Consider the following 22685-nt stretch of genomic DNA (forward strand, 5'->3'; position numbering starts at 1 on the left):
CCCATTTCAGGCGCGTTGGATCTGATCGTCAGGGCTCGGCGACGACCTTCCAACCACCTTCCAAATAGATGAAGTCAATCGAGCCCGAGACGCCTCGAGACACAGCCACGGCTTCATACAGAACGCCCGGTTCAAGAGTGCGCGCTTCAGACTTTTCGCTGAAGCCTGACGGAAGCTGGCCGTAAATAATCTGGGAACCCGGCGCGCAGACGTTCGGTGCGGCCGAGGCCTCCCAAAGACGATTGCTCGGATCTGACGCCTTCGACACCCAAAGCCTCTCAAGGCAAATTTTCGGCTGCATGATACGCGGTGCCGTGATCGCTATACGCGGTGCGGCCAGATCGCCATCTAGCCTAAGCCAAAGCTGGTAGCTGCAAGCCGTCACAGCCATCGCAAAGCCCGCGATCATAAGCAGCCGCATCAAAGCCCCTTCACGATCCCTTCGACCATCTTCTTGGCGTCGGCGAACAGCATCATGGTGTTGTCGCGGAAGAAGAGTTCGTTCTCCACCCCGGCATAGCCCGAGCCCATGCCGCGCTTGATGAACAAGACGGTGCCGGCCTTTTCCACGTCCAGGATCGGCATGCCGTAGATGGCGCTGGTCGGGTCGGTTTTAGCCGCAGGATTGGTCACGTCATTGGCGCCGATGACGAAGGCGACGTCGGCGGTGGCGAACTCGGCGTTGATGTCCTCCAGTTCGAACACCTCGTCATAGGGGACGTTGGCCTCGGCCAGCAGGACGTTCATATGGCCCGGCATCCGACCGGCGACGGGGTGGATGGCGTATTTCACCTCGACGCCCTCCTCCTTAAGCTTGTCGGCCATTTCGCGCAGGGCGTGCTGGGCCTGAGCCACCGCCATGCCGTAGCCGGGCACGATGATGACCTTGGACGCATTCTTCATGATGAAGGCCGCGTCCTCGGCCGAGCCCTGTTTGACCGGGAGCGTCTCTTTCGCCCCCGCCGGGCCGGCCGCCGCATCGCCGCCGCCGAAGCCGCCCAGGATCACCGAGACGAAGCTGCGGTTCATGCCCTTGCACATGATGTAGCTGAGGATCGCGCCCGACGATCCGACCAGGGCGCCGGTGATGATCAGGGCGATGTTCTCCAGCGTGAAGCCCAGCGCCGCCGCCGCCCAGCCGGAATAGGAGTTCAGCATCGACACCACGACCGGCATGTCGGCCCCGCCGATGGGAATGATCAGGGTCGCGCCCAACACCAGCGCGATCAGGAAGACGCCCCAGAAGGCCCAGGTCGCCGCGCCGTTCGTCCCGATCAGGATGCCGATCAGGAAGACCAGCCCCAGCGCCAGGCCGACGTTGATCAGATGCCGCGCGGGCAGGATGATCGGCGCCCCGCTCATGTTGCCATTCAGTTTGGCGAAGGCGATGACCGAGCCGGTGAAGGTGATGGCCCCGATGGCGACGCCGAGGCTGAGTTCGATGATCGACAGCGTCTTGATGCCGTTTCCGTCGTCGGACAGGATTCCAAAGGCCTCGGGCGCATAGATCGCGCCGATGGCGACGAGGCAGGCGGCCATACCGACCAGGCTGTGGAAGGCTGCGACCAGTTGCGGCATGTCGGTCATGGCCACGCGTTTGGCGATCAGGGCGCCTGCCCCGCCGCCGACGATGACGCCGCCCGCGATCAGGGCCAGGGTCACGCTATCCAGCGCCCCCGTCGTGCCCAGCGTCAGAAGGGTCACCCCAATGGCCAACGCCATGCCGATCATGCCGAAGGTATTGCCCTGACGGCTGGTCTCCGGGCTGGACAAGCCCCGCAGCGACAGGATGAACAGGACGCCCGAAACCAGATAGGCCAGTGCGGCCAGCGATGCGTTCATCACGCCCCTCCCCTCAAGACGTGCGGGCCAACCGCCAAAGGGCGGCGGCGATGAACAACGGGCCGATGAAGAACAGGGCCCATTCGAAGACACCCAGCGGCCGGTCCTGCGTCACCACGCGAACCAGAATGGCCGAAAAGACCAGGGCGATGCCGCAGTCGTGCAACCGCTGGCGCTTGATCGGGATTTTCGTCCCGAACCAGCCGTACAGCCAAAGGCCGAAACCGATGCCGGTCGCGACCCAGGATCCGGTGATGGCGATCTGCGCGGCGTCCGTCACGAAGACGCCTCGGGAGCGGCCTTGGCAGCGGGTCGCTCCTTCTTCTTGTACATGGCCAGCATCCGCCGCGTGACCATGAAGCCGCCGAAGATGTTGACGCTGGCCAGGGTGACGGCGAGCACGCCAGCACCCTTGGCGATCCAGGCGCTGGGGCCGGTCGCGTCACCGGACACGGCCGCCGCCGCGATCAGGCCACCGACGATGATGACGCTGGAAATGGCGTTGGTCACGGCCATCAGCGGCGTGTGCAGGGCCGGCGTCACGCTCCAGACCACGTAATAGCCGACGAAGATCGCCAGCACGAAGATGGCCAGGCGGAAGACGGTGGGATCGACGTGTTCCATCAGTGTGTTCCCTTCAGACCTTCATGCACCACGGCGCCGCCGTCGGTGACCACCGCCGCCTTCAGGATCTCGTCTTCGAGATCGAGCGCCAGACCGCCGTCCTTGATCAACAGGCCGACGAAGGCGGTCAGGTTGCGGGCGTACAGGGCGCTGGCGTCGGCGGCGATGCGTCCGGGCAGGTTCGACCAGCCGACGATGGTGACGCCATTCGCGGTGGTCACCACTTCGTTGAGCTTGGAGCCTTCGACATTGCCGCCCGCCTCGACCGCCAGATCGATGATGACTGAGCCCGGCTTCATCGAGGCGACATGGGCGGCGGTCAGCAGCACCGGGGCGGCGCGGCCGGGGATCAGGGCCGTCGTGATGACGATGTCCTGCTTGACCACGTGACTGGCGGTCAGGTCAGCCTGTTTGGCCTGATATTCAGCCGACATGGGCTTGGCGTAGCCGCCGGCGGTCTGGGCGTTCTTGAACTCCTCGTCCTCGACGGCCAGGAATTTGGCGCCCAGGCTTTCGACCTGTTCCTTGGTCGCGGGGCGGACGTCGGTGGCGGTGACGACGGCGCCCAGGCGACGCGCGGTTGCGATGGCCTGAAGCCCGGCGACGCCCACGCCCATGATGAAGACCTTTGCCGCGGCGACCGTGCCAGCCGCCGTCATCATCATCGGGAAGCCCTTGCCATAGGCGTAAGCGGCCTCGATCACCGCGCGGTATCCGGCCAGGTTTGCCTGGGAAGACAGGACGTCCATGACCTGGGCGCGGGTGATGCGGGGCACGAACTCCATGGCGAAGGCGGTGGCGTTGGCCCCGGCCAGGGCGTCGACGGTCGCCTTGTCGCGATAGGCGTCCAGCATGGCGATGACGACGGCGCCGGGCTTCAGCGCGCTGGTTTCCTGAGCGGTGGGACCGCGCACCTTCAGCACGATGTCGGCGCCGTCCAGCACGGCGCGGGTGTCCGGCTTCACCACCGCGCCGGCGGCGACGTAGTCGGCGTCGGGAATGGAGGAGCCAAGGCCGGTCCCGGCCTCGACCGTGACGGTCGCCCCCAGGGCGATCAGCTTCTTGACCGTCTCGGGCGTGACGGCGCAGCGCGTCTCGCCTTCGCGACGTTCACGGGTGACGGCGATAGCGACGGCCAAGCGAATCCCCTCGTTCTTTTCGTTGAACGAAGGTTAGGCCGTTCCGGCGCAAGCCGTCAAAGCACGGTTATGCCAAAGCTTGGCGAGGGCGCGTGATTTCAGACCGCCGCAAGGCGATCCGGCGCAAGACTCAGTGCGCGGCGCCGGGCTTGGACTTCAGCGCCACGAAGCCGACGCCGCCCAGAACGACCGCGCCGATGACGGCGGCCATAAAGCTGCCGCCCGGGTGGAACCACAGGGTCAGGAACAGCAGCAGCACCGCGATGGCCAGGCTGCCCCACTTGGCCAGGTTCAGGAACAGGCGGTAGGTCGAGACCTGTTCGCGCACTTCCATATGGCCGTGCAGATAGGCTTGCGCATCGGCGTCGGCAGGTGCGTTGGCGGTGTCGTGCAGGTCGGCCATTCGTGGAATCCCCTCGTCGTTATCGCGGACTTACACCGAGGCGACCGCCCCGCTCAAGCCCGCAGTCATGCCTTGCTCAGGCCAGCGCCTCGAACTGATCGACCAGCCGCTCCAGCCTCTGACAGCCGACGCTCCAGAAGGCCGGGTCGCGCGGATCCAGACCGAACGGCTTCAACGCCTCGACGTAGGTCCGCGATCCGCCGCCGGCCAGAAGCTCGCGATAAAGCGGCGTGAAGCCGGCCGGATCGTTGCGACGCGCCTCCATCAGCGCCGCCACCAGCAGGTCGCCGAACGCGTAGGCGTACACATAGAAGGGCGAATGGACGAAGTGGCTGACATAGGCCCACCAGTGTTCATAGCCGGGGTTGAGCTTGACCGACGGCCCCAGCGAGGCGCCCATTTCCTCAAGCCACAGTTGGTTGATCCGCTGCTGCGACACCTCGCCCCGCAGGCGCTCGTCGTGGAAGCGGGTCTCGAAGCGGTGGAAGGCGATCTGGCGCACGACGGTGTTCAATCCGTCCTCGATCCGACCGGCCAGCAGGCCGCGCTGCTCGGACTTCGGCGCGGTGGCCAGGAGGCGGTCGAAGGTCAGCCCCTCAGCAAAGATCGACGCCGTCTCGGCCAGGGTCAGGGGCGTATCGGCCAGAAGCGTGCCCTGATCGGCCGCCAGGGTCTGGTGAACGCCATGACCCAGCTCATGCGCCAGGGTCAGGACATCGCGCCGCTCGCCCATCCAGTTCAGGAAGACATAGGGGTGGCGGTCGGCGGTGACGGGGTGGGCATAGGCGCCCGACTGCTTGCCCGGCCGCGCCCGGCCGTCGATCCACGGCTTATCAAAGAAGCCGCCGGCTCGGTCGGCGAAATCGCCGCCCAGGTCAGAGAAACTGTCCAACACGATCTCGCGCCCCTCGGTCCAGGTGAAGGCGCGCGGCGTCGTGGTTTCGATAGGCGCGTTGCGGTCCCAATGGTCCAGGCGCGCCTTGCCCATCGCCTTGGCCTTCAGCGCATAATAGCGGTGCGACAGGCGCGGATAGGCGGCGGCGACCGCCTCAGCCATGGCGTCCACGGCCTCGCCATCCACCTCGTTGCCCAGGTGACGGCTGTCGGCGGGACGTTTGAAACCGCGCCAGCGATCCTCCATCGCCTTGTCGGCGGCGACGGTGTTCAGCACCAGGGCCAGGGTCGGGGCGCGGGCGGCCAGCGCCTCTGACAGACCCTCGGCGGCGGCCTTGCGGTGCGCGGGCTTGGCGTCGGACAGACGGTTCAGGGCCTCGGCCAGCGTCAGTTCCTCGTGGCCCGCCTTTGCACGCAGGGCGGCCAGTTGCTCATCAAACAGGCGCGGCCATTGGGCCGTGATCGGGCCGCGCTCGGCAATGAAGGTCTCCAGTTCGGCCGAAAGCTCATGCGGCTTCATCGCCCGCACGCGCCGCAGCCAAGGCCGCCAGCGCGCCGCGCCCGCATGGGCGATCAGCGCCGCTTCCAGCGCCGCATCGTCGATCTGATTGATCTCCAGCGTCAGCCAGACGGTCGGGGTGGCGATGGCGGTGATCTTCTCGCGCACATCGGCTTCGAATCCTTGCGCCGTGGCATCGTCGCGCGCGGTCGAGGCGGATAGAAAGGCGTAGGCGCCAAGCGCGCCCAGCACATCGGACGCCTGCTCATAAAGCTGGATCGCGCGGTCCAGCGCCTCGCCCAGCGCCTGCGCGTCCTGATCCGCCGCCAGCCGCCCCTTCAGCCCGTTCAGCGCCTCGACCAGACCCCGCGCCTTTTCCAGATCGGCGGCGACCCTGGCGTCGTCGCGCGACGCATAGAGGTCGGTCAGGTCCCATAGCGGGGCTTCGGGGTTGGGCGTCTTGAAGGGAGCGTTCATGCCCCTGTTCTGGGGATGCGAGCCGACGGCCGCAACCGCCCCTTACGCTTTCTCGGCGTCACGGCCCGTGCAATCCTGCCTTTCGGAGACCTGTGAATGACCGAAACCCCGCAGCATGACACCGGCCGGACGGGCCTTGGCGGCGCCTCGGCCCTGTTTGCGATTCGCCTGGCGACGGGTCTGGTTCAGGGGCTGGCGCTCTATCTCCTGTATCTGGCGGCCGACAGCCGCGTCTGGCCCGAAAGCCAGCCGGTGGTGTTCGGCGCCCTGGCCTTGGTGGCCGGCTATGTGCCGGTGGTCGTTCTCGCCGGCGTGGGTCGGATCAAGCCGCTGGCCCTGATCCTGTGGGCGGCGGCGGCGGCCGGCGTGCTGGCTCTGCTGGGCGCCCATGATGTCGCCCGCCAAGTGCTGAAGCCGCATGAGCAGCCGCCCTTCCTGAGTTTCTCCGTACTGGCCTTCGGCGCGGCGGCCCTGTTCATCGCCCACCACCTGATCGTGCCCGCGATCCGCGAACGACGCTGGGTCGTCGACTATCCCGACTATTTCGACATCGCCTGGAAGGCGGGGGTGCAACTGGCCCTGTCGCTGGGCTTCACCGGCGCCTTCTGGATCCTGCTGCATCTGGGCGCGGCTTTGTTCAAGATGATCGGCCTAGCCTTTCTGCAGCACTTGCTGAGCGAGGCGTGGTTCGCCATTCCCGTCACGGCCCTGGTCTTCGCCACCGCTGTCCAGCTGACCGATGTGCGGGACGGCCTGATCCGGGGCGTGCGGACCGTGGCGTTGATGCTGCTGTCCTGGCTGCTTTTGGTGATCACGGTCCTGGTCGGCGGCTTCCTTCTCGCCCTGCCTTTCACCGGCTTGGACGGCCTGTGGGAGACGCGCAGCGCGACGGCCCTGGTGCTGTCGGCTGCCGCCGCCCTGATCGTTCTGATCAACACCGCCTATCAGGACGGGCGCGCCGACAATCTGCCGCCGGTCGCTCTGCGATACGGCGCGCGGGCGGCGTCTGTCTTGATCGCGCCGCTGATCTTTCTGGCCGCCTGGGGCCTGGGCTTGCGGATTGGCCAGCATGGGTTGACGCCCGATCGGATCATCGCCGCCGCCTGCACCCTGGTCGGCGCGGTCTATGGCGCGGGCTATCTGTTGGCGGCCGTAAAGCCGGGCGGCTGGATGAAGCCGCTGGAGCGGACCAATGTCGTTGCGGCGGTCCTGTCGGTTCTCGTCATCCTGGCCCTGTTCAGCCCGCTGGCCGATCCCGCCCGGCTCTCGGTGCAGGATCAGGTCGCGCGGTTGCAGCGTGGGGCCGTGTCCGCTGACACCTTCGACTATGACTTCCTGCGTTTCGAGAGCGGCAAGGCCGGTGAGACGGCGCTCCGTCGTCTGGCCGCCTCAACCCATCCTCGCATCGCGCGAAACGCGCGCGCCGTCCAGGCTCGCCCGTGGCCGTCCGGCGATACCGCGCAGGGGCGGCAAGCGCGCAAGGCCGCCATCCGCCTGAAGGCCGTCGATGGCCAATCCGTGCCCGCCAGCTTCGTCGATCAGTTGGACGCGCAGGTCGACGTGCTGTTCAGTTGCAATGCGGAAGCCCCCTGTGTCGTCCGATCGACGGACCTGAATGGCGACGCACGAACCGATCTGCTGGTCGCCACGGCTCGCGAAATCGTCGCCTTCGATCAGGACGCCCAGGGCCAGTGGCGCGTGACGGGTCGATACGCCTTCACCTGCGGGCGCAACGCTGAGCGGATGAACGAAGGCCTGTCGAAGAGCGTCGCGACGGCCCCGGCCGCCCTGCCCGACCTAGTTGTCGACGGCCAAAGATTGCGCGCTAGCCCCGAGGTGCGATGCGACGCGACAGAGCCGCGTTAACGGGACGCTCACCACGCCGTGTCACCCGATTTTCACCTCGCCACCCTAGAAATCGTCCCGAAACGATCCATCCGTGACGGGTTGGGCGACAGGACAAGGGATTTTCATGGCCAAGACCATCCTGGTCGTTGACGACGATCCGACCCAGCGCCGGCTGATCCAGGCCGTGCTGGAGCGGGACGGCAACGCCGTGGTCCATGCCGCCAGCGGCGGCGAGGCCATCGACCGGATGACGCGCGGCGGCGGGGCCGACCTGATCCTGCTCGACATGGTGATGCCCGAGATGTCGGGGCTGGAATGCCTGGCCGAACTGCGTAGCGCCGGGATCAACGAGCCAGTGATCGTCCTGACGGCCAACGGCGGCATCGACATGGTGGTCAAGGCCATGCAGGCCGGAGCCCAGGACTTCTTCGTCAAACCGGTGGGCCCGGAACGCCTGCTGGTCGGCGTGCGCAACGCCATGCAGATGAAACGCCTGACCGCCGAGGTCGGGCGCCTGACCAAGCGCGTCCAGGGCCGCACCAGCTTCGACGATATCGTGGGCGACAGCCCGCCGATGCGCATGGTCAAGGCGTTGGGCGCCCGGGCCGCCAAATCCTCGATCCCCGTCCTGATCACCGGCGAGAGCGGCGTCGGCAAGGAGGTCATCGCCCGCGCCCTGCACGGCGCCAGCGACCGGGCCGGCAAACCCTTCGTCGCCGTCAACTGCGGCGCCCTGCCCGCCAATCTGATCGAATCCATCCTGTTCGGACACGAGAAGGGCGCCTTCACCGGCGCCGTTGACAAGACGCTGGGCAAGTTCCGCGAGGCAGACGGCGGCACCCTGTTCCTGGACGAGATCGGCGAACTGCCGCTGGACATGCAGGTCAAGCTGCTGCGCGCGCTGCAAGAAGGCGAGATCGATCCCGTCGGCGGCAAACGCCCGGTCAAGATCGACGTGCGCATCGTCTCGGCGACCAATCGCGACCCGGCCCAGCAGGTCAAGGACGGCGCCTTCCGCGAGGACCTGTTCTACCGCCTGAACGTCTTCCCGATCGAGGCCCCGTCCTTGCGTGACCGGCGCGAGGACATCGCGCCCCTGGTCGATCACTTTATCGCCCGCTTCAACGCTGAGGAGGGCAAGCGGATCGCCGGATGCGCGCCCGAGACCCTGGCCCTGCTGCAAGGGTTCGACTGGCCCGGAAACGTGCGACAGCTGGAAAATGCGGTGTTCCGCGCCATAGTGCTGGCCGATGCGCCCTTCCTTCAGCCGCACGATTTCCCCGCGATTTCAGGCGTCGCCGCGCCCATGCCCGACGCCCAACCCCTGCAGGCCGCCACAGCCGCCGGCGTCCAGACCGACGCCGCCGCGCAGGTCGATCAGCCGATCCGGATCTTGGACGAGCGCGGCCATCTGCGCACACTGGAAGACATCGAACGCGACCTGATCCAGCACGCCATCGAGGTCTATGCCGGGCACATGAGCGAGATCGCGCGCCGCCTCGGCATCGGCCGCTCGACCCTGTATCGCAAGGTCAGGGAACAGGGGCTGGAAGGGCAGTTGAAGGAAGCGGGTTGAGGGTTACGCTTCTGATTCCAGCCTCTTCAGAAACGCCGCCACACTTCCCTCTCCGTCATCCTCGGGCTTGACCCGAGGATCCGGCGCCCAGCCGCATAGACTTGGGTAGAGATCGACCCATTCGGGGTTCGTCCGTTCGATCAGTTCCAGCTTCCAGACGCGATTCCAGCGTTTCAGCGCCTTCTCCCGCCGGATTGCGTTCGTGACCAGTTCGAACTGCTCGTACCAGACCAACATTCCGCACCCGTAACGACTGGCGAAACCTTCGAAAGCCCCGGTCCTGTGCTGATGGCCGCGTTCATAGAGATTCGACGTCATTCCGATGTAAATGACACCGTGCGGTCGGCTGGCTTGGATCTAGGTGGCGATGAAAGGGCGACGCTCGCTCATAAACGCTGAGTTGTGGACAGGCCGATCCTCGGGTCAAGCCCGAGGATGACGAACGGTTATGGCTCTTTTGGTTTCCTGCCCCACCGCCGTTTCGGCTCTTCGCCATTAGCCTTGGCGGTGATCTCTTTCAGTTTGCGGCCCTGCATGGCCGACAGGGCCTGGCCCGGCGCGCCTTTTTCAGGGTCGGCGAAGGCGCGGCCGTGGGTCTTTACGCGGTCGCTGACGGAATCGAGGAATTCGCCCTCCCATTCGGACAGAGAAACGCCTGCCTTCTCTGCAGAGCGGCGGGCGCGTTTCAAAGCGTTGAGAGCAGCGCGTTTGGCGGCTTCGCGCTGTTGCTCAAATGGACTCGGGGTAGGCTTCTTGGCGAAGCCATCGCCTTTCAGGCCGCCTGATCGCGACAGCCCGCCTCCTGGCTTGAAGGGGGTGCGCTTCAAGCCGGGTCAGCCTCAGATCTCGCCGAGCGCCGACAGATAGAGGTCCAGGATGGCGTCCTCTTCCTGACGCTTGGCCTTGTCCTGCTTTCTGATGCGGATGACCTTGCGCAGGATTTTGACGTCGTAGCCCTCGCCCTTGGCCTCGGCGAAGACCTCCTTCATGTCGGTCATGACGGCCTGCTTGTCCTCTTCGAGACGCTCAAGGCGCTCGATGATGGTGCGAAGGCGGCCCTGCGCCGTGGCGGTGAGAACGTCGGAACCACCGTCGAACGAGGCGTCGTCAGCCATGGGGAATACTCCAGAAATCAGGCGCGGACGCTAACCCTGCGGACAGGCGCGCGACAACCGCGAACACGAAAAAGGCCGCGGACAGAAATCCGCAGCCTGTGGATCGTCATCTTTCAAGCGCGCTATCGCCCCTTCGGGCTGCTTGAGCGCGACCCAGCGTGCGCACGCCGCCGAAGCAGCGCGCAGCGAACGCTGCTTAGCCCTGCTTCGCCTTGAAGCGCGGGTCGGTCTTGTTGATGACGAAGACGACGCCCTTGCGACGCACGACCTTGCAGTCGCGGTGGCGGGTCTTCAGCGACTTGAGCGAGCTACGGACCTTCATGGTCGGACGTCCTGAAAGAAACCAATAAGAAAGCCGCTGACCCGGTCGGATCGCGGCGGAGGCGGTCGTATAGAGAGAGGGGTTCGGAAGGTCAAGCCGCCAAAGCCCAAAACCGCAGAAAACCCAGTCCCCGTCTGCTCTGCGAGCTGCTTCCCCTCATGTGCTCAAGCAGCCCGAAGGGCGATAGCACGCTCAGAAAACTTTGGAGGCCTGACCTCCGAGTCGAACGGAGGGTTTACGGGGTTGCACGCCCGCCGCGTCGCCGCTCCGCCATCAGGCCGTCAGAGCTGGTGCGTCATTACGACACACACGTCTAAGGCGTCCAATACAAAGGTGGTTAACAGCGCGCCTTACACCCGAGCGGGGAACGGCGAGGCAACACATTCGCGCGGCGCGCGCTTTAGGGCGTCGAAATGGCCGTTCGCGCGGATGTCATTTCGTGTCTGACCCCGGGGGCTTTAGTTTGAATCTCATGCGCTTTTCCTACCGTCTTCTCCTGATCGGCTGCGTCTCGGCCTGCGCGCCCATGCTGCCCGAGCCACAGGTGAATCTGCCCACACCGCAACCCCAGCCGCAGGCGGGCGCACCGGTCACGACGCCGGCCCCCGCCCCCCAGACGCCGCCGTTGGCCGCCTATGACCAGCAGGGTTTCGAGGGCTGGAAACAGGGGTTCCTCGCGCGCAAGGGCGGCGCCCGCCGCGCGGACTACGCCCGGGAACTGGAGGGCCTGACGCCCGATCCGACGGTGATCCGCCTGGATCGCAACCAGCCTGAATTCTCCAAACCCGCCGGCGCCTATGTGCAGAACGCGGTGACCCCCGTGCGAATCGCGCAGGCCAAACAGCGCATCGACCGGGTGCCGTGGTCGGTGGTTCAGCGATTCGGCGTGCCCAGCGAGATCCTGGTCGGCGTGTGGGCCCAGGAGAGCGCATTCGGTCAGGTGCAGGGCGACTATGACGTGATCCGCTCGCTGGCGACCCTGGCCTATGACGGTCGCAGGCGCGATTGGGCCGAGGGGCAGCTGAAGGACGCGCTGGACATCGTCGTGGACGGCCGGCGCGAGCGTGCGGGTCTGAAGGGCAGCTGGGCCGGGGCCATGGGCCAGACCCAGTTCATGCCCGACAACTATCTGCGCCTTGGCGTGGATCAGGACGGCGACGGCAAGGTCGACATCTGGCGCGACGATGCCGACGCCCTGGCGTCCGCCGCCAACCTGCTGGCCCAGGCCGGGTGGAAACGCGGTCAGGGCTGGGGGTATGAAGTCACCCTGCCCTCCGGCTTCGACTATGCCGAGGCGGAAGGCCCGAAACACAACTGGGCCTATTGGGCGGCCAAGGGCGTGCGCCTGGCGCAAGGCGGCACGCCGAACGGCGCAGAGGCGCTGGAAGAGGCGACCATCCTGCTGCCTCAGGGCGCGAACGGTCCGGCCTTCCTGGCCCTGCCGAACCACTATGTGATCCGCCGCTACAACAACTCGGTGTCCTACGCCCTGGCCATCGGCCTGACGGCGGACGGGATCATGGGCAAGCCGGGGCTGACGAAGGCCTGGCCCAACGACCCGTCGATGACGCGCGACCAGCGCATCGGGGCGCAGCGCGCCCTGACGCAGCTGGGTTACGATACCCAGGGCGTCGATGGGGTGATCGGCTCCAACACCCGCGCGGCCCTTCGTCGCTGGCAGATCGCCAACAACCGGATCGCCGACGGCTATCTGACGCCGGCGCTGGCGGACGAACTGATCCGCCGGACGAACTGAGGGCGTAAATCCGGGCATGATTCGGCGCTCCTGCCTTTTTGCCGGGCGGAGGGATGGAGGGCTGGGCGGAGCGCCGGGCCTTCGCCCGGAGTGTGATTAGAGATTACCGTTTCGACGAAGGGTGTGACGCTCCGCGCGGGGGGTTGGCCTGCAAGCTCGGGGCGCCGAGCGGTGGCGGTCTTATCGCCTAACCCCATAAGCCTGCGACGGGCGGGTCGGAGCAGCGATCCCCGATCCCCGGTGCGGCCGAGTATCCCCCTCGACCCTGTGACGCGACTGCGGACGCCGGGGCGATTCCCCGACCGATCAGCCCCGGCGCCGCGATGGGATTTCACCACCGCCCCCGTTCCATCCGCTCTCGCCGCCGCAAGGTCGCAGGCCTTACGAGCCCTCCATGCGACGAGACGGATGTATTATGGGGCCGTTTGACCCCTTAGATGGGAGAAGGGGCAGATATTTCGGCAAGAGGTTGAAATCGTTTGGGAGGGGCCAGCGTCATTGCGATGGCTGAGCATCGTCTCCTCCCCATGTCATGGGGAGGTGGCTCGAAGCGCAGCGGAGAGACGGAGGGGCTCTTCGCGCATCCCCGACCTCTGTGGGACGTCAAGAGCCCCTCCACCGCTTCGCGGTCCCCCTCCCCGCGCTGCGGGGAGGAGACGGTTGATCTCAGCCCTTCACGCGCCAGGTGGCGCCGTCGGGGCCGTCCATGACGACGACGTTCAGGGCGTTCAGGCGGTCGCGGATGCGGTCGGCCTCGGGCCAGTCCTTTGCGGCGCGAGCGGCGGCGCGTTGCTCCAGCAGAGCTTCGACTTCGGCCTTTAGGGCGGGATCGCCGCCCTCGAACCAGGCGTCCGGTGTCAGCGACAGAACGCCGAGCAGCCCAGCCGCTTCCTTCAAGCTCCAGCGGGCCATGGCGACATCGTTGATATCGGCCTCGGCGTCGTTCAGCAGCTCGCGCAGGGCGTTGCCCAGCCCGAACAGCTGGGCGATGGCGCCCGGCGTGTTGAGGTCGTCCTCAAGCGCGTCCAACACCGGATCCTGAGCGTTCTCGGCCAGCTCCATCTCGGCCTCGTCCAGCGTGGCCTCGTCGAAGTCGGTCAGGGCCGCATCGGCGTCGCGCAGGACGCCATACAGCCGGTCCAGGTTCTTGCGGCTCTGCTCCAGCAGCCCCTGGTTCCAGTCCAGAGGCTGGCGGTAGTGGGCGCTGAGCAGGGCCCAGCGAACGACCTCGCCCGGCATGGCCTGGACCAGGTCGTGCAGCAGCAGGACGTTGCCGATCGACTTGGACATCTTCTCGGCGTCCACGGTCAGGAAGCCGTTGTGCATCCAGTAGCGGGCGTATTCGTCGTGCGCGGCCTCGCCGTGGGCATGGCCGTGGGCGCAGACGCCCTGGGCGATCTCGTTTTCATGGTGGGGGAACACCAGGTCGATGCCGCCGCCATGAATGTCGATGGGCAGGCCTAAAGCCTGTTCGATCATGGCCGAGCATTCAATGTGCCAGCCGGGGCGCCCCTCGCCCCACGGCGACGGCCAGGACGGCTCATCCGCCTTGGACGGCTTCCACAGGACGAAGTCGTGCGGGTTCTTCTTATAGGGCGCGACCTCGACGCGGGCGCCGGCAATCATGTCGTCCAGGTTCCGACCCGACAGGGCGCCGTAGGCCTTGTAGGACAAGACGTCGAACAGCACGTGGCCTTCGGCCGCATAGGCGCAGCCGGCGTCGACGATGGCCTGGATCTGATCGACGATGGCCGGGATGTAGTCGGTGACGTGGGGCGCGATATCGGGCGGCGAGACGTTCAGCAGGCCCATGTCGGCCAGATAGGCGGCCTCGTAGCGGGCCGTGACCTCGCCGATCGGCACGCCTTCGCGCGCGGCCTTCTGATTGATCTTGTCGTCCACGTCGGTGACGTTGCGAGCGTACATGACCTTGTCCGCGCCGTAGGTCCGGCGCAGCAGCCGCACCAGGACATCGAACACCACCGGCGGACGCGCATTGCCGATATGGGCGTAGTCATAGACCGTGGGGCCGCAGACATAGAGGGTCACACGATCCTTGTTCCGGGGCTCGAACAGGCGCTTTTCACGGCGCAGGGTGTCGTGGATGTGCAGCGGCATGGATCAGTCTTTAGCGGGTTTTCTTGCGGGACGGACGGTCTGTCCCATATAGCGGCCTGATATACAGTCCCGACGGATTGTAGAAGGTAAACCGGGCGACCCGCCCGCCCCGGCCGGAAATCGAGTTCATGAGCGTCACCCCCGCCAAGCCCGTCCTTGTCAGCGACGAAACCGTGCAACGCCCCTCGCGCGAACAGGCGCTGGAGGCCGTGCGGACCCTCATCGCCTGGGCCGGCGACAATCCGAACCGTCCGGGCCTGATCGACACGCCCAAGCGGGTGGTGGACGCCTATGGCGAATGGTTCGACGGCTATGACGCCGATGCGGGCAAGGAACTGAGCCGCACCTTCGAGGACGTGACCGGCTATGACGACATGGTCATCCTGCGCGACATCGAGGTGGAGAGCCACTGCGAGCACCACCTGGCCCCCTTCCTGGGCAAGGCCTATGTCGCCTATCTGCCGGGCGAGAAGGTGGTCGGCATCTCCAAGCTGGCGCGGGTCGTCGAGATCTATGCGCGGCGCCTGCAGAACCAGGAAACCCTGACCAACGACATCATCGACGCCATCGAATCGCACCTGCAGCCGCGCGGGGTGGCGGTGCTGGTGGACGCCGAGCATCAGTGCATGACCACGCGCGGCGTGCATCATCGGCACGTTTCGACCATCACGACCCGCTTCACCGGCGCCTTCAAGGACGATCCTGCCCTGGCGGACCGTTTTTTGAAGCTGGCCAAGGCCTGAACGCCGAACCGTCGTCCCTCTGTCGCGTATAATTGACGTTCGGGAACGGCAGATCGTTTAGAACCGCTTTACAAGCCCGCATCGGGACGCCAAGAACCGATCAAGCCTTCGGGCGATCCATAGGGAAATGTCGGCGCGGAACGCAGCCGGCGAGTAACGGAGACGAGCATGGCTGCGAAGATCGGCGGTTCCGGTGGGGACAAGCACACGATCGAACAGACGGCGGATATCAACATCACGCCGTTCATCGACATTCTGCTGGTGCTCATGATCATCTTCATGGTCGCCGCGCCGATGGCGACCGTCTCGATCCGTCTGGACCTGCCGCCCGCACAGCCGCCGTCACCGGACAAGCCCGAGAAGGAGCCGGTGTACATCACCATCCAGGAAAACGGTCAGCTGTTCCTGTCGGACAAGCAAACCTCGATCGACAATCTCGCCACTGACGTCTGCACCGCCCTGGGCGGCGGCGCCTGCCAGGAAGAGCGCGTCTTCGTCCGCGCCCAGCCGGAAGTGAAGTACTCGCAGTTCATGGAAGTCATGAACAAGATGCAGGAGAATGGTTTCTTCAAGGTCGGCCTGCTGAACGAAGACATCGAATAGGACCTTCGTCATTTCCAGGATTTGGGCCGCGTTCCGAAAGGGACGCGGCCTTTTCCTTTGCCGCAAGGCTTGCCGGATCGACCGGCTGCACCCTTGATGCCGCATCGGTTGTTCGAGGAGTTCGCCCATGCGTCGTCGCACCTTCCTGTCCGCCCTGCCCGCCGGTGCGCTGGCGGCGACCGCAGCCCAGGCCCGGCAGGCTTCTCCCGCCGCCAAGCCTACCGAGGCGGCCCCTGCGTCGGCTCGCCTGAGCGACCCCTATGCCGGCGTCGGCATCGGCGATCGGATTTCGGGACCGAAGTTCATGGGGCGCTCGACCGTCTGGGGCGCGAATGGGGCGGCGGCGACGGCGCATCCGGCGGCCAGTCTGATCGGCATCGACACCTTGCGGCGCGGCGGATCGGCCATCGATGCGGCCATCGCCATCAATGCGGCCCTGGGCTTTCTGGAGCCGGTCGCCAACGGCATCGGCGGCGACGCCTATTGCATGCTGTGGGACCCCAAACAGAAGAAGGTCGTCGGGCTGAACGGATCGGGCGCCAGTCCGCGGGGCCTCAGCCTGGAGATCGCGCGATCCAAGGCCATCGACGGCTATCTGCCCCGCTATGGCGCGGTGACGGTCAATGTGCCGGGCACGGTGGACGCCTGGTGGAGCGCGCACCAGCGGTATGGGAAACTGCCTTGGAAAGAGGTGCTGCTGCCCGTCGCTGAGCTGTGCGAGCAGGGCGTGCCCGTGCCCCAGGTCATCGCCTACTATCTGGAACGCAACATGGCTTCGTTTGATCGGGGCCAGATCCCGATCGAGGAAAACGAGAACCGAAAGCGCATCTGGGCCGCGAGCGGCGCGACGCCGAAGGTGGGCGAGGTCTTCGCCAATCCCTATCTGGGAAAGACCCTGCGGATGATCGCGGAGGGCGGGCGCGACGCCTTCTACAACGGTCCCATCGCCGACCAGATCGAGGCCTATTTCAAGCGGATCGGCGGCTGGATGACCCGCGCCGACCTGGCCGCCCATCATACCGAATGGGTCGAGCCGATCCGAACCAACTATCGCGGCGTGGACGTGTTCGGCCTGGGTCCGAACACCCAGGGGCTGAGCACCAACCAGATCCTGAACATCTGCGAACAGTTCGACCTGAAATCCATGGGCTTCCAGTCCGCCGCCTCGCTGCACGTCCAGGCCGAGGCCAAGCGGCTGGCGTTCGAGGACCGGGCGCGCTGGTTCGCCGACGACCGATTCTCCAAGACGCCGGTCGAATGGCTGAACTCCAAGGCCTATGCGGCCGAGCGGGCCAAGCTGATCCGGCCGGATCGGGTGATGGACCGCGTCATGCCGGGCGACGCGCCGCACCACGGCGACACCACCTATTTCAGCGTCGCCGACGCGGATGGGATGATGGTCAGCTGGATTCAGTCCAACTATCGCGGCATGGGCTCGGGCCTGGCGCCCGACAACGGCTCCGAACCGCTGGGCTTCATGTTCCAGGACCGAGGCGAACTGTTCGCCCTGACCGACGGCCACCCCAACATCTATACGCCCGGCAAGCGTCCGTTCCAGACGATCATTCCCGGCTTTGCGGTCAAGGACGGGGAGCCGTGGATGGCGTTCGGCGTCATGGGCGGCGCCATGCAGCCCCAGGGCCAGGCCCAGATCATCATCAACATGGTCGATTACGGGTTGGAGCCCCAGGCGGCGGGCGACGCCCCACGCTGGCAACACTATGGCTCGTCCGAACCGACCGGCCAGCCGCAGGAAGGGACCGGCGTGCTGCATCTGGAAAGCGGCGTACCCGAGGCGACCAAGGCCCAGCTGCGCGCGATGGGTTGGACCTTGGGCGAACCCGACGGCGGCTTCGGCGGCTATCAGAACGTCATGAAACAGATGAACCCCGGCGGGCGCTGGACCTATGGCGCGGCGACCGAGATGCGCAAGGACGGGATCGCGCTGGCTTATTGAAATTGGCCTAAGGTTGACCGAGCGATGACCCACGACGACCTCCGCGCCCTTCTGCTGTCGTTTCCCGGCGTGGAGGACGGCGTGTCCTATGGCGAGCCGTCGTTCAAGGTGGCGGGCAAGTTCTTCACCTGGATGCGCCCGGCGCTGGACGACAGCATCGTGGTGCATCTGGACAATCTGGATGAGCGCGAACTGCTGATCGAAATGGACCCGGCGACCTTTCATTTCACCGACCACTATCGCGACCATCCCATCGTCCTGGCGCGCATCGCCAGCGTCGATCCCGTCTGGCTGAGGGCGGCGCTTGAGAAGCGATGGCGTCGGATCGCGCCGAAAAAGCTGTCCAAGGCGCATCCAGACCTTATCGGAGCGGAATCGGGCGCCTAACTACGCCCATCAAGCGGACACAGCCCAAGGAGACGCGCATGGCATACGGCGACCAACCCACGATCACCGTTGATGGTATCGAAATCCCCCTGCTCGGCTTCGGCACCTGGCAGCTGGAGCCGGACGATGCGCGGCGCATGGTCGCTGAGGCGCTGCGGATCGGATACCGCCACATCGATACGGCCTGGATCTACAAGAACGAGAAGGCGGTCGGCGAAGGCATCCGGGACTCCGGCGTGGCGCGCGAGGACATCTTCCTGACCACCAAGATCTGGGTCGAACATTTCACCCACGACGCCTTGCTGAAACAGGCCAGGGAATCGGCCGACAGCCTGGGCACGACGCCGGACCTGCTGCTGCTGCACTGGCCCAAGACGACGCCGACGTTCGAAGAGACGCTGGGCGCCCTGAACGAGGCCAAGGACCAAGGCCTGACCAAGTCGATCGGCCTGTCCAACTTCCCCTCCAAGGAGTTCCGCCAGGCGCAAGGCCTGTCCAAGGCGCGGCTGCTGACCGATCAGGTCGAGCATCACCCCTACCTGGCCGTCGATCAGCTGGTGGCGACGGCGGCCGAGCTGGGGTCGTCGATCACCGCCTGGTCGCCGCTGGCGCAAGGCAAGATCGCCGACGACGCCACCATCAGCGAGTTGGCCAAGGGGCATGGCAAGACCAACGGCCAGATCACCCTGCGCTGGCTGATCCAGCACGGGATCATCGCCATACCGCGCACGACCAAGGAAAGCCGCGCGCGAGAGAACTTCGACATCTTCGACTTCGCCCTGACGGACGAGGAGATGCAACGGATGGACGCCCTGGATCGCGGCGAACGGCTGGGCGACTGGCTGGATCCGGCGTTCGAATGGGACAAGACGGCCGCCTGACAACGGCTATGACGAGACGGGACGGTCCGTGCGAGCGAACGCCGCGTGACAGTTCCGCCTCCGCCCTTTAGGCGAAGACATGGCCTACAAATCCCTGCGTGACTTCATCGACCAGCTGGAAGCCAAGGGCGAGCTGGTGCGGGTGTCCGAACCCGTCTCCACCGTGCTGGAGATGACCGAGATCCAGACCCGGCTGCTGAGGAACGGCGGACCGGCGGTGCTGTTCGAAAAGCCGGTGATGCCGGACGGCACGATCAGCCCCATCCCCTGCCTGGCCAATCTGTTCGGCACAGTGAAACGAGTCGCCATGGGGGTGACGCTGGAAGGCAAGGACCGGACGACGGCGGGCGAATTGCGCGAGGTCGGCGAACTGCTGGCCTTCCTGCGCAATCCGACGCCGCCGCGCGGTCTGGGCGACGCGATGGAGATGCTGCCGCTGATGCAGACCGTCCTGTCGATGCGGCCCAAGACGGTGAAGAAGGCGCCGGTGCAGGAGGTGGTGCTGAAGGGCGACCAGATCGACCTGACCGCCCTGCCCGTCCAGTCGTGCTGGCCTGGCGAGCCCGCGCCGCTGATCACCTGGGGCCTAGTCGTGACCAAGGGGCCATCGGACGACCGCGAGGACGACTTCAACCTGGGCATCTACCGGATGCAGGTGCTGGGCAAGGACAAGGCCATCATGCGCTGGCTGGCGCATCGGGGCGGGGCGCAACACTATGCCCGGCACAAGAAGGCTCGCCCCAAGGAGCCCCTGCCCTGCGCCGTCGTGTTGGGCGCCGATCCCGGCACGATCCTGGCGGCGGTGACGCCGGTGCCGGACACCCTGTCGGAATATCAGTTCGCAGGCCTGATGAGGGGCGCCAAGGCCGAGTTGGTCCCGTGCAAGACCGTGCCGCTGATGGTGCCGGCACAGGCCGAGATCGTGCTGGAGGGCCATGTCCTGCTGGACGAGTTCGAGGACGAAGGCCCGTACGGCGACCACACCGGCTATTACAACTCGGTCGAGAAGTTCCCGGTCTTCAAGGTCAGCGCCATCACCATGCGCCGCGACCCCATCTATCTGACCACCTTCACCGGCCGGCCGCCGGACGAGCCGAGCGTGTTGGGCGAGGCGCTGAACGAGGTGTTCATTCCCCTGCTGCGCCAGCAGTTTCCGGAGATCACGGACTTCTGGCTGCCGCCCGAGGGCTGCAGCTACCGGATCGCCGTGGTGTCGATGAAGAAGGCCTATCCGGGCCACGCCAAGCGGGTGATGCTGGGCGTCTGGAGCTATCTGCGCCAGTTCATGTACACCAAATGGGTCATCGTCGTGGACGACGACATCGACGCCCGCGACTGGAAGGACGTCATGTGGGCCATCTCGACCAAGATGGACCCGGCGCGCGACATCACCGTGATCGAGTCGACGCCCATCGACTATCTGGACTTCGCCAGCCCCGAGAGCGGCCTGGGCTCCAAGATCGGCCTGGACGCCACCGACAAATGGCCGCCCGAGACCAAGCGCGAATGGGGCGAGGAGATTCGGATGGACGAGGCGGTCGTCGAGCGAGTCACCGAGCTATGGGGCCGTCTCGGCCTGCCGGGTGACGGAACACCGATCTGGAAGTAGGACCGCTGCTGCGGTCTTGCGCCGACTGGATGCATAGTTGAGGAACAGGGCATGCAACGCGTCCTTCTGACCACTGCCGCTGTTTTTCTGTTGTCCGCGAGTTCCGTGATGTCCCAGACCCCGTCCGCCTCCGTTCCGAATGCAGCGCCGTGGGATCAGGCCTTCCTGCCGCCCGCCCCCGCCTGGGACGGTGCGTCCAAGGCGCTGCTGCGCGATGCGTCTGATCCTTGGGTCACGGCGTTCGAGGCCGATCCGGGCCACGACTTCAGCCCCAACTATGTCGACACCCGCGCCTGGTTCGATCGCCTGGACGCCGCCAGCGACCTGATCCGCATCGAACAGTTCGGCGTCTCGCCCGAGGGCCGGCCCATCTATGCGGTGATCGCCTCCAAGGATGGCGCGACGTTCGGTCCCGCCAAGCCGGTGCTGATGATCCAGGCCGGCATCCACCCCGGCGAGATCGACGGCAAGGACGCGGGCATGATGCTGCTGCGCGACATCGCCTTCTATGGGAAGGACGCCCTGCTGGACCGGGTCACCCTGATCCTGATCCCGATCCTGAGTGTGGACGGCCATGAGCGCTCCGGCCCCTATTCCCGACCGAACCAGCGGGGCCCGCGCATCCAGGGCTGGCGCAATACGGCGACCAACCAGAACCTGAACCGCGACTATCTGAAGCTGGACCAGCCCGAGATGCGGGCCGTGCGCGGCCTGATCCTGAAATACCGGCCGGATCTGTATGTGGATGTCCACGTCACCGACGGCATGGATTATCAGTACGACGTCACCTACGGCTTCAACGGCGAGGACGGGACCTTCAGCCGGTCGCCGAACGGCTCGGCCTGGCTGGATTCGGTCTTCAAGCCGGCGATGAACGCCGCGCTGGAACGCGAGGGCCATATCCCCGGCGAACTGGTGTTCGGCATCGACGACGACGAACCCAAGAAGGGCCTGTCGGACGGCGGTCTGGGCGAGCGGTTTTCCAACGGCTGGGGCGCGGCCGCCCATGTGCCGACGATCCTGATCGAGAACCACAGCCTGAAACCGCACGAACAACGAGTGCTGGGCGCCTATGTCTTCATCGAGGAGGCGATGCGTCTGCTGGCCGATCAGGGCGCTGGTCTTCGCGCCGCGACGGATCAGGACAAGGCCCTGCGTCCGGCGCAGATCCCCGCCAACTTCGAGGCCGACGAGACGCCGTCGTCCACGCGCCCGTTCAAGGGTATGCTGTACGAGATGTACGACAGTCCCGCCTCGGGCCGGAAGGAGATCCGCTGGCTGGGCCGCCCCGATCCCGAACTGTGGCAGATGCCGTTCTACGGTTCAAAGCCGACGCTGACCCTGACGCGGCCGACGGCCTATTGGGTGCCGGGCTATCGTACCGACATCATCGAGCGGCTTAAGACGCACGGGATTGAAATGGAGACGGTCGAGGCTGCGCGCACAGTGAACCTGTCGATGCTGCGCCTGGTCGAACCCAAGCTGGCGACCCGCGCCAACGAAGGTCACGTGCAGGCTTCGGTGAAGACGGTGGAGGTCGAAAAGCGCGACTGGACGTATCCGACCGGCTCGGTGCGCGTGCCGACCGACCAGCCGCTGGGCGACATCGTCGTGCTGCTGCTGGAGCCGCAATCCAGCGAGAGCTTCTTCGCCTGGGGCATGTTCCCCGAGGTGATGAGCCGCGTCGAATATATTGAGGCCTACGCCATCGCGCCGCTGGCGGACAAGATGATGGCGGCGGACCCGGTGTTGAAGGGCGAGTTCGAGGCCAAGGTGGCGGCCGACGCCACGTTCGCCGCGGATCCGCAGGCGCGTCTGGCCTGGTTCTACGAACGCACGCCCTTCTATGACGACCACTATCTGCTCTACCCCGTCGGCCGTGAGGACTGATC

The 22685-nt window shown here is 66.0% G+C and carries 22 protein-coding genes; 10 read left to right on the forward strand and 12 right to left on the reverse strand.

The window, feature by feature from the left end; translation table 11 throughout:
* Nucleotides 1-28 precede the first annotated feature (28 nt).
* From JX001_RS13520 to JX001_RS13550, 7 genes are all read right to left on the reverse strand, one after another.
* Nucleotides 29-421, reverse strand: coding sequence for a hypothetical protein (locus tag JX001_RS13520; RefSeq protein WP_205681398.1), 393 nt, complete (start codon nucleotides 419-421; stop codon nucleotides 29-31).
* Nucleotides 421-1842, reverse strand: coding sequence for an NAD(P)(+) transhydrogenase (Re/Si-specific) subunit beta (locus tag JX001_RS13525; RefSeq protein WP_205681399.1), 1422 nt, complete (start codon nucleotides 1840-1842; stop codon nucleotides 421-423). The genes JX001_RS13520 and JX001_RS13525 overlap by 1 nt, the downstream gene beginning before the upstream one ends.
* Before the next feature lie 13 nt (nucleotides 1843-1855).
* On the reverse strand, nucleotides 1856-2122 hold the full coding sequence (locus JX001_RS13530) for a hypothetical protein (RefSeq protein ID WP_205681400.1): 267 nt from the start codon (nucleotides 2120-2122) through the stop codon (nucleotides 1856-1858).
* A complete protein-coding gene (locus JX001_RS13535; protein WP_153922949.1) occupies nucleotides 2119-2466 on the reverse strand; it encodes an NAD(P) transhydrogenase subunit alpha part 2 in 348 nt (115 codons plus the stop codon). The genes JX001_RS13530 and JX001_RS13535 overlap by 4 nt, the downstream gene beginning before the upstream one ends.
* Nucleotides 2466-3605, reverse strand: a complete 1140-nt coding sequence (locus tag JX001_RS13540; protein WP_205681401.1) for a Re/Si-specific NAD(P)(+) transhydrogenase subunit alpha — start codon at nucleotides 3603-3605, stop codon at nucleotides 2466-2468. The genes JX001_RS13535 and JX001_RS13540 overlap by 1 nt, the downstream gene beginning before the upstream one ends.
* 130 nt (nucleotides 3606-3735) lie before the next feature.
* Nucleotides 3736-4008 carry an aa3-type cytochrome c oxidase subunit IV gene (locus tag JX001_RS13545; protein ID WP_017505952.1) on the reverse strand — a complete coding sequence of 91 codons (273 nt, stop codon included), beginning with the start codon at nucleotides 4006-4008 and terminating at the stop codon, nucleotides 3736-3738.
* A 76-nt stretch (nucleotides 4009-4084) separates the two neighbouring features.
* Nucleotides 4085-5878: a M3 family oligoendopeptidase gene (locus tag JX001_RS13550; protein WP_205681402.1), complete on the reverse strand. Its 1794-nt coding sequence runs from the start codon at nucleotides 5876-5878 to the stop codon at nucleotides 4085-4087.
* A gap of 96 nt (nucleotides 5879-5974) precedes the next feature.
* Between JX001_RS13550 and JX001_RS13555 the strand changes: the two genes are divergently transcribed.
* Nucleotides 5975-7744, forward strand: a complete 1770-nt coding sequence (locus JX001_RS13555) for a DUF4153 domain-containing protein (protein WP_205681403.1) — start codon at nucleotides 5975-5977, stop codon at nucleotides 7742-7744.
* A 106-nt stretch (nucleotides 7745-7850) separates the two neighbouring features.
* Nucleotides 7851-9302, forward strand: a complete 1452-nt coding sequence (locus JX001_RS13560; protein WP_205681404.1) for a sigma-54-dependent transcriptional regulator — start codon at nucleotides 7851-7853, stop codon at nucleotides 9300-9302.
* Nucleotides 9303-9305: 3 nt separating this feature from the next.
* Here JX001_RS13560 and JX001_RS13565 read toward each other — a convergent pair whose 3' ends face one another.
* The 4 genes from JX001_RS13565 to ykgO all read right to left on the reverse strand — a co-directional run bounded on the left by JX001_RS13565 (nucleotide 9306) and on the right by ykgO (nucleotide 10739).
* Nucleotides 9306-9620 carry a GIY-YIG nuclease family protein gene (locus JX001_RS13565; RefSeq protein WP_241004654.1) on the reverse strand — a complete coding sequence of 105 codons (315 nt, stop codon included), beginning with the start codon at nucleotides 9618-9620 and terminating at the stop codon, nucleotides 9306-9308.
* Nucleotides 9621-9748: 128 nt separating this feature from the next.
* Entirely contained in the window at nucleotides 9749-10129 is a 381-nt protein-coding gene (locus tag JX001_RS13570; RefSeq protein WP_205681405.1) for a hypothetical protein, read from the reverse strand.
* 12 nt (nucleotides 10130-10141) lie between these two features.
* Nucleotides 10142-10417, reverse strand: coding sequence for a nucleoid-associated protein GapR (gene gapR, locus JX001_RS13575; RefSeq protein ID WP_017505946.1), 276 nt, complete (start codon nucleotides 10415-10417; stop codon nucleotides 10142-10144).
* A 196-nt stretch (nucleotides 10418-10613) separates the two neighbouring features.
* Nucleotides 10614-10739, reverse strand: a complete 126-nt coding sequence (gene ykgO, locus JX001_RS13580) for a type B 50S ribosomal protein L36 (RefSeq protein WP_008263184.1) — start codon at nucleotides 10737-10739, stop codon at nucleotides 10614-10616.
* Between the two features lie 472 nt (nucleotides 10740-11211).
* Here ykgO and JX001_RS13585 point away from each other — a divergent pair, with 472 nt between their 5' ends.
* A complete protein-coding gene (locus tag JX001_RS13585; protein WP_066552112.1) occupies nucleotides 11212-12495 on the forward strand; it encodes a lytic murein transglycosylase in 1284 nt (427 codons plus the stop codon).
* A 666-nt stretch (nucleotides 12496-13161) separates the two neighbouring features.
* Here JX001_RS13585 and cysS read toward each other — a convergent pair.
* The gene (gene cysS, locus JX001_RS13590) at nucleotides 13162-14613 is read right to left on the reverse strand and encodes a cysteine--tRNA ligase (RefSeq protein ID WP_205681406.1); all 1452 of its coding nucleotides are present in this window, start codon (nucleotides 14611-14613) and stop codon (nucleotides 13162-13164) included.
* A gap of 128 nt (nucleotides 14614-14741) precedes the next feature.
* Here cysS and folE point away from each other — a divergent pair, with 128 nt between their 5' ends.
* The 7 genes from folE to JX001_RS13625 all read left to right on the forward strand — a co-directional run bounded on the left by folE (nucleotide 14742) and on the right by JX001_RS13625 (nucleotide 22683).
* Nucleotides 14742-15356, forward strand: a complete 615-nt coding sequence (folE, locus tag JX001_RS13595; RefSeq protein ID WP_137721200.1) for a GTP cyclohydrolase I FolE — start codon at nucleotides 14742-14744, stop codon at nucleotides 15354-15356.
* A gap of 168 nt (nucleotides 15357-15524) precedes the next feature.
* Entirely contained in the window at nucleotides 15525-15959 is a 435-nt protein-coding gene (locus JX001_RS13600) for a biopolymer transporter ExbD (protein ID WP_205681407.1), read from the forward strand.
* A 127-nt stretch (nucleotides 15960-16086) separates the two neighbouring features.
* Nucleotides 16087-17916 carry a gamma-glutamyltransferase family protein gene (locus JX001_RS13605; RefSeq protein ID WP_205681408.1) on the forward strand — a complete coding sequence of 610 codons (1830 nt, stop codon included), beginning with the start codon at nucleotides 16087-16089 and terminating at the stop codon, nucleotides 17914-17916.
* A 24-nt stretch (nucleotides 17917-17940) separates the two neighbouring features.
* Nucleotides 17941-18303 (forward strand): MmcQ/YjbR family DNA-binding protein, encoded by a 363-nt coding sequence (locus tag JX001_RS13610; RefSeq protein ID WP_205681409.1) that lies wholly within the window; start codon nucleotides 17941-17943, stop codon nucleotides 18301-18303.
* Nucleotides 18304-18341: 38 nt separating this feature from the next.
* Nucleotides 18342-19184, forward strand: coding sequence for an aldo/keto reductase (locus JX001_RS13615; protein ID WP_205681410.1), 843 nt, complete (start codon nucleotides 18342-18344; stop codon nucleotides 19182-19184).
* Nucleotides 19185-19263: 79 nt separating this feature from the next.
* Nucleotides 19264-20793, forward strand: a complete 1530-nt coding sequence (locus JX001_RS13620; protein WP_205681411.1) for a UbiD family decarboxylase — start codon at nucleotides 19264-19266, stop codon at nucleotides 20791-20793.
* A 108-nt stretch (nucleotides 20794-20901) separates the two neighbouring features.
* Complete coding sequence (locus JX001_RS13625; protein WP_205681412.1) at nucleotides 20902-22683, forward strand: M14 family metallopeptidase; 1782 nt, start codon at nucleotides 20902-20904, stop codon at nucleotides 22681-22683.
* Nucleotides 22684-22685: the final 2 nt, after the last annotated feature.

The sequence above is a fragment of the Brevundimonas fontaquae genome, from assembly GCF_017086445.1.
In the GTDB taxonomy this organism is placed as follows: domain Bacteria; phylum Pseudomonadota; class Alphaproteobacteria; order Caulobacterales; family Caulobacteraceae; genus Brevundimonas; species Brevundimonas fontaquae.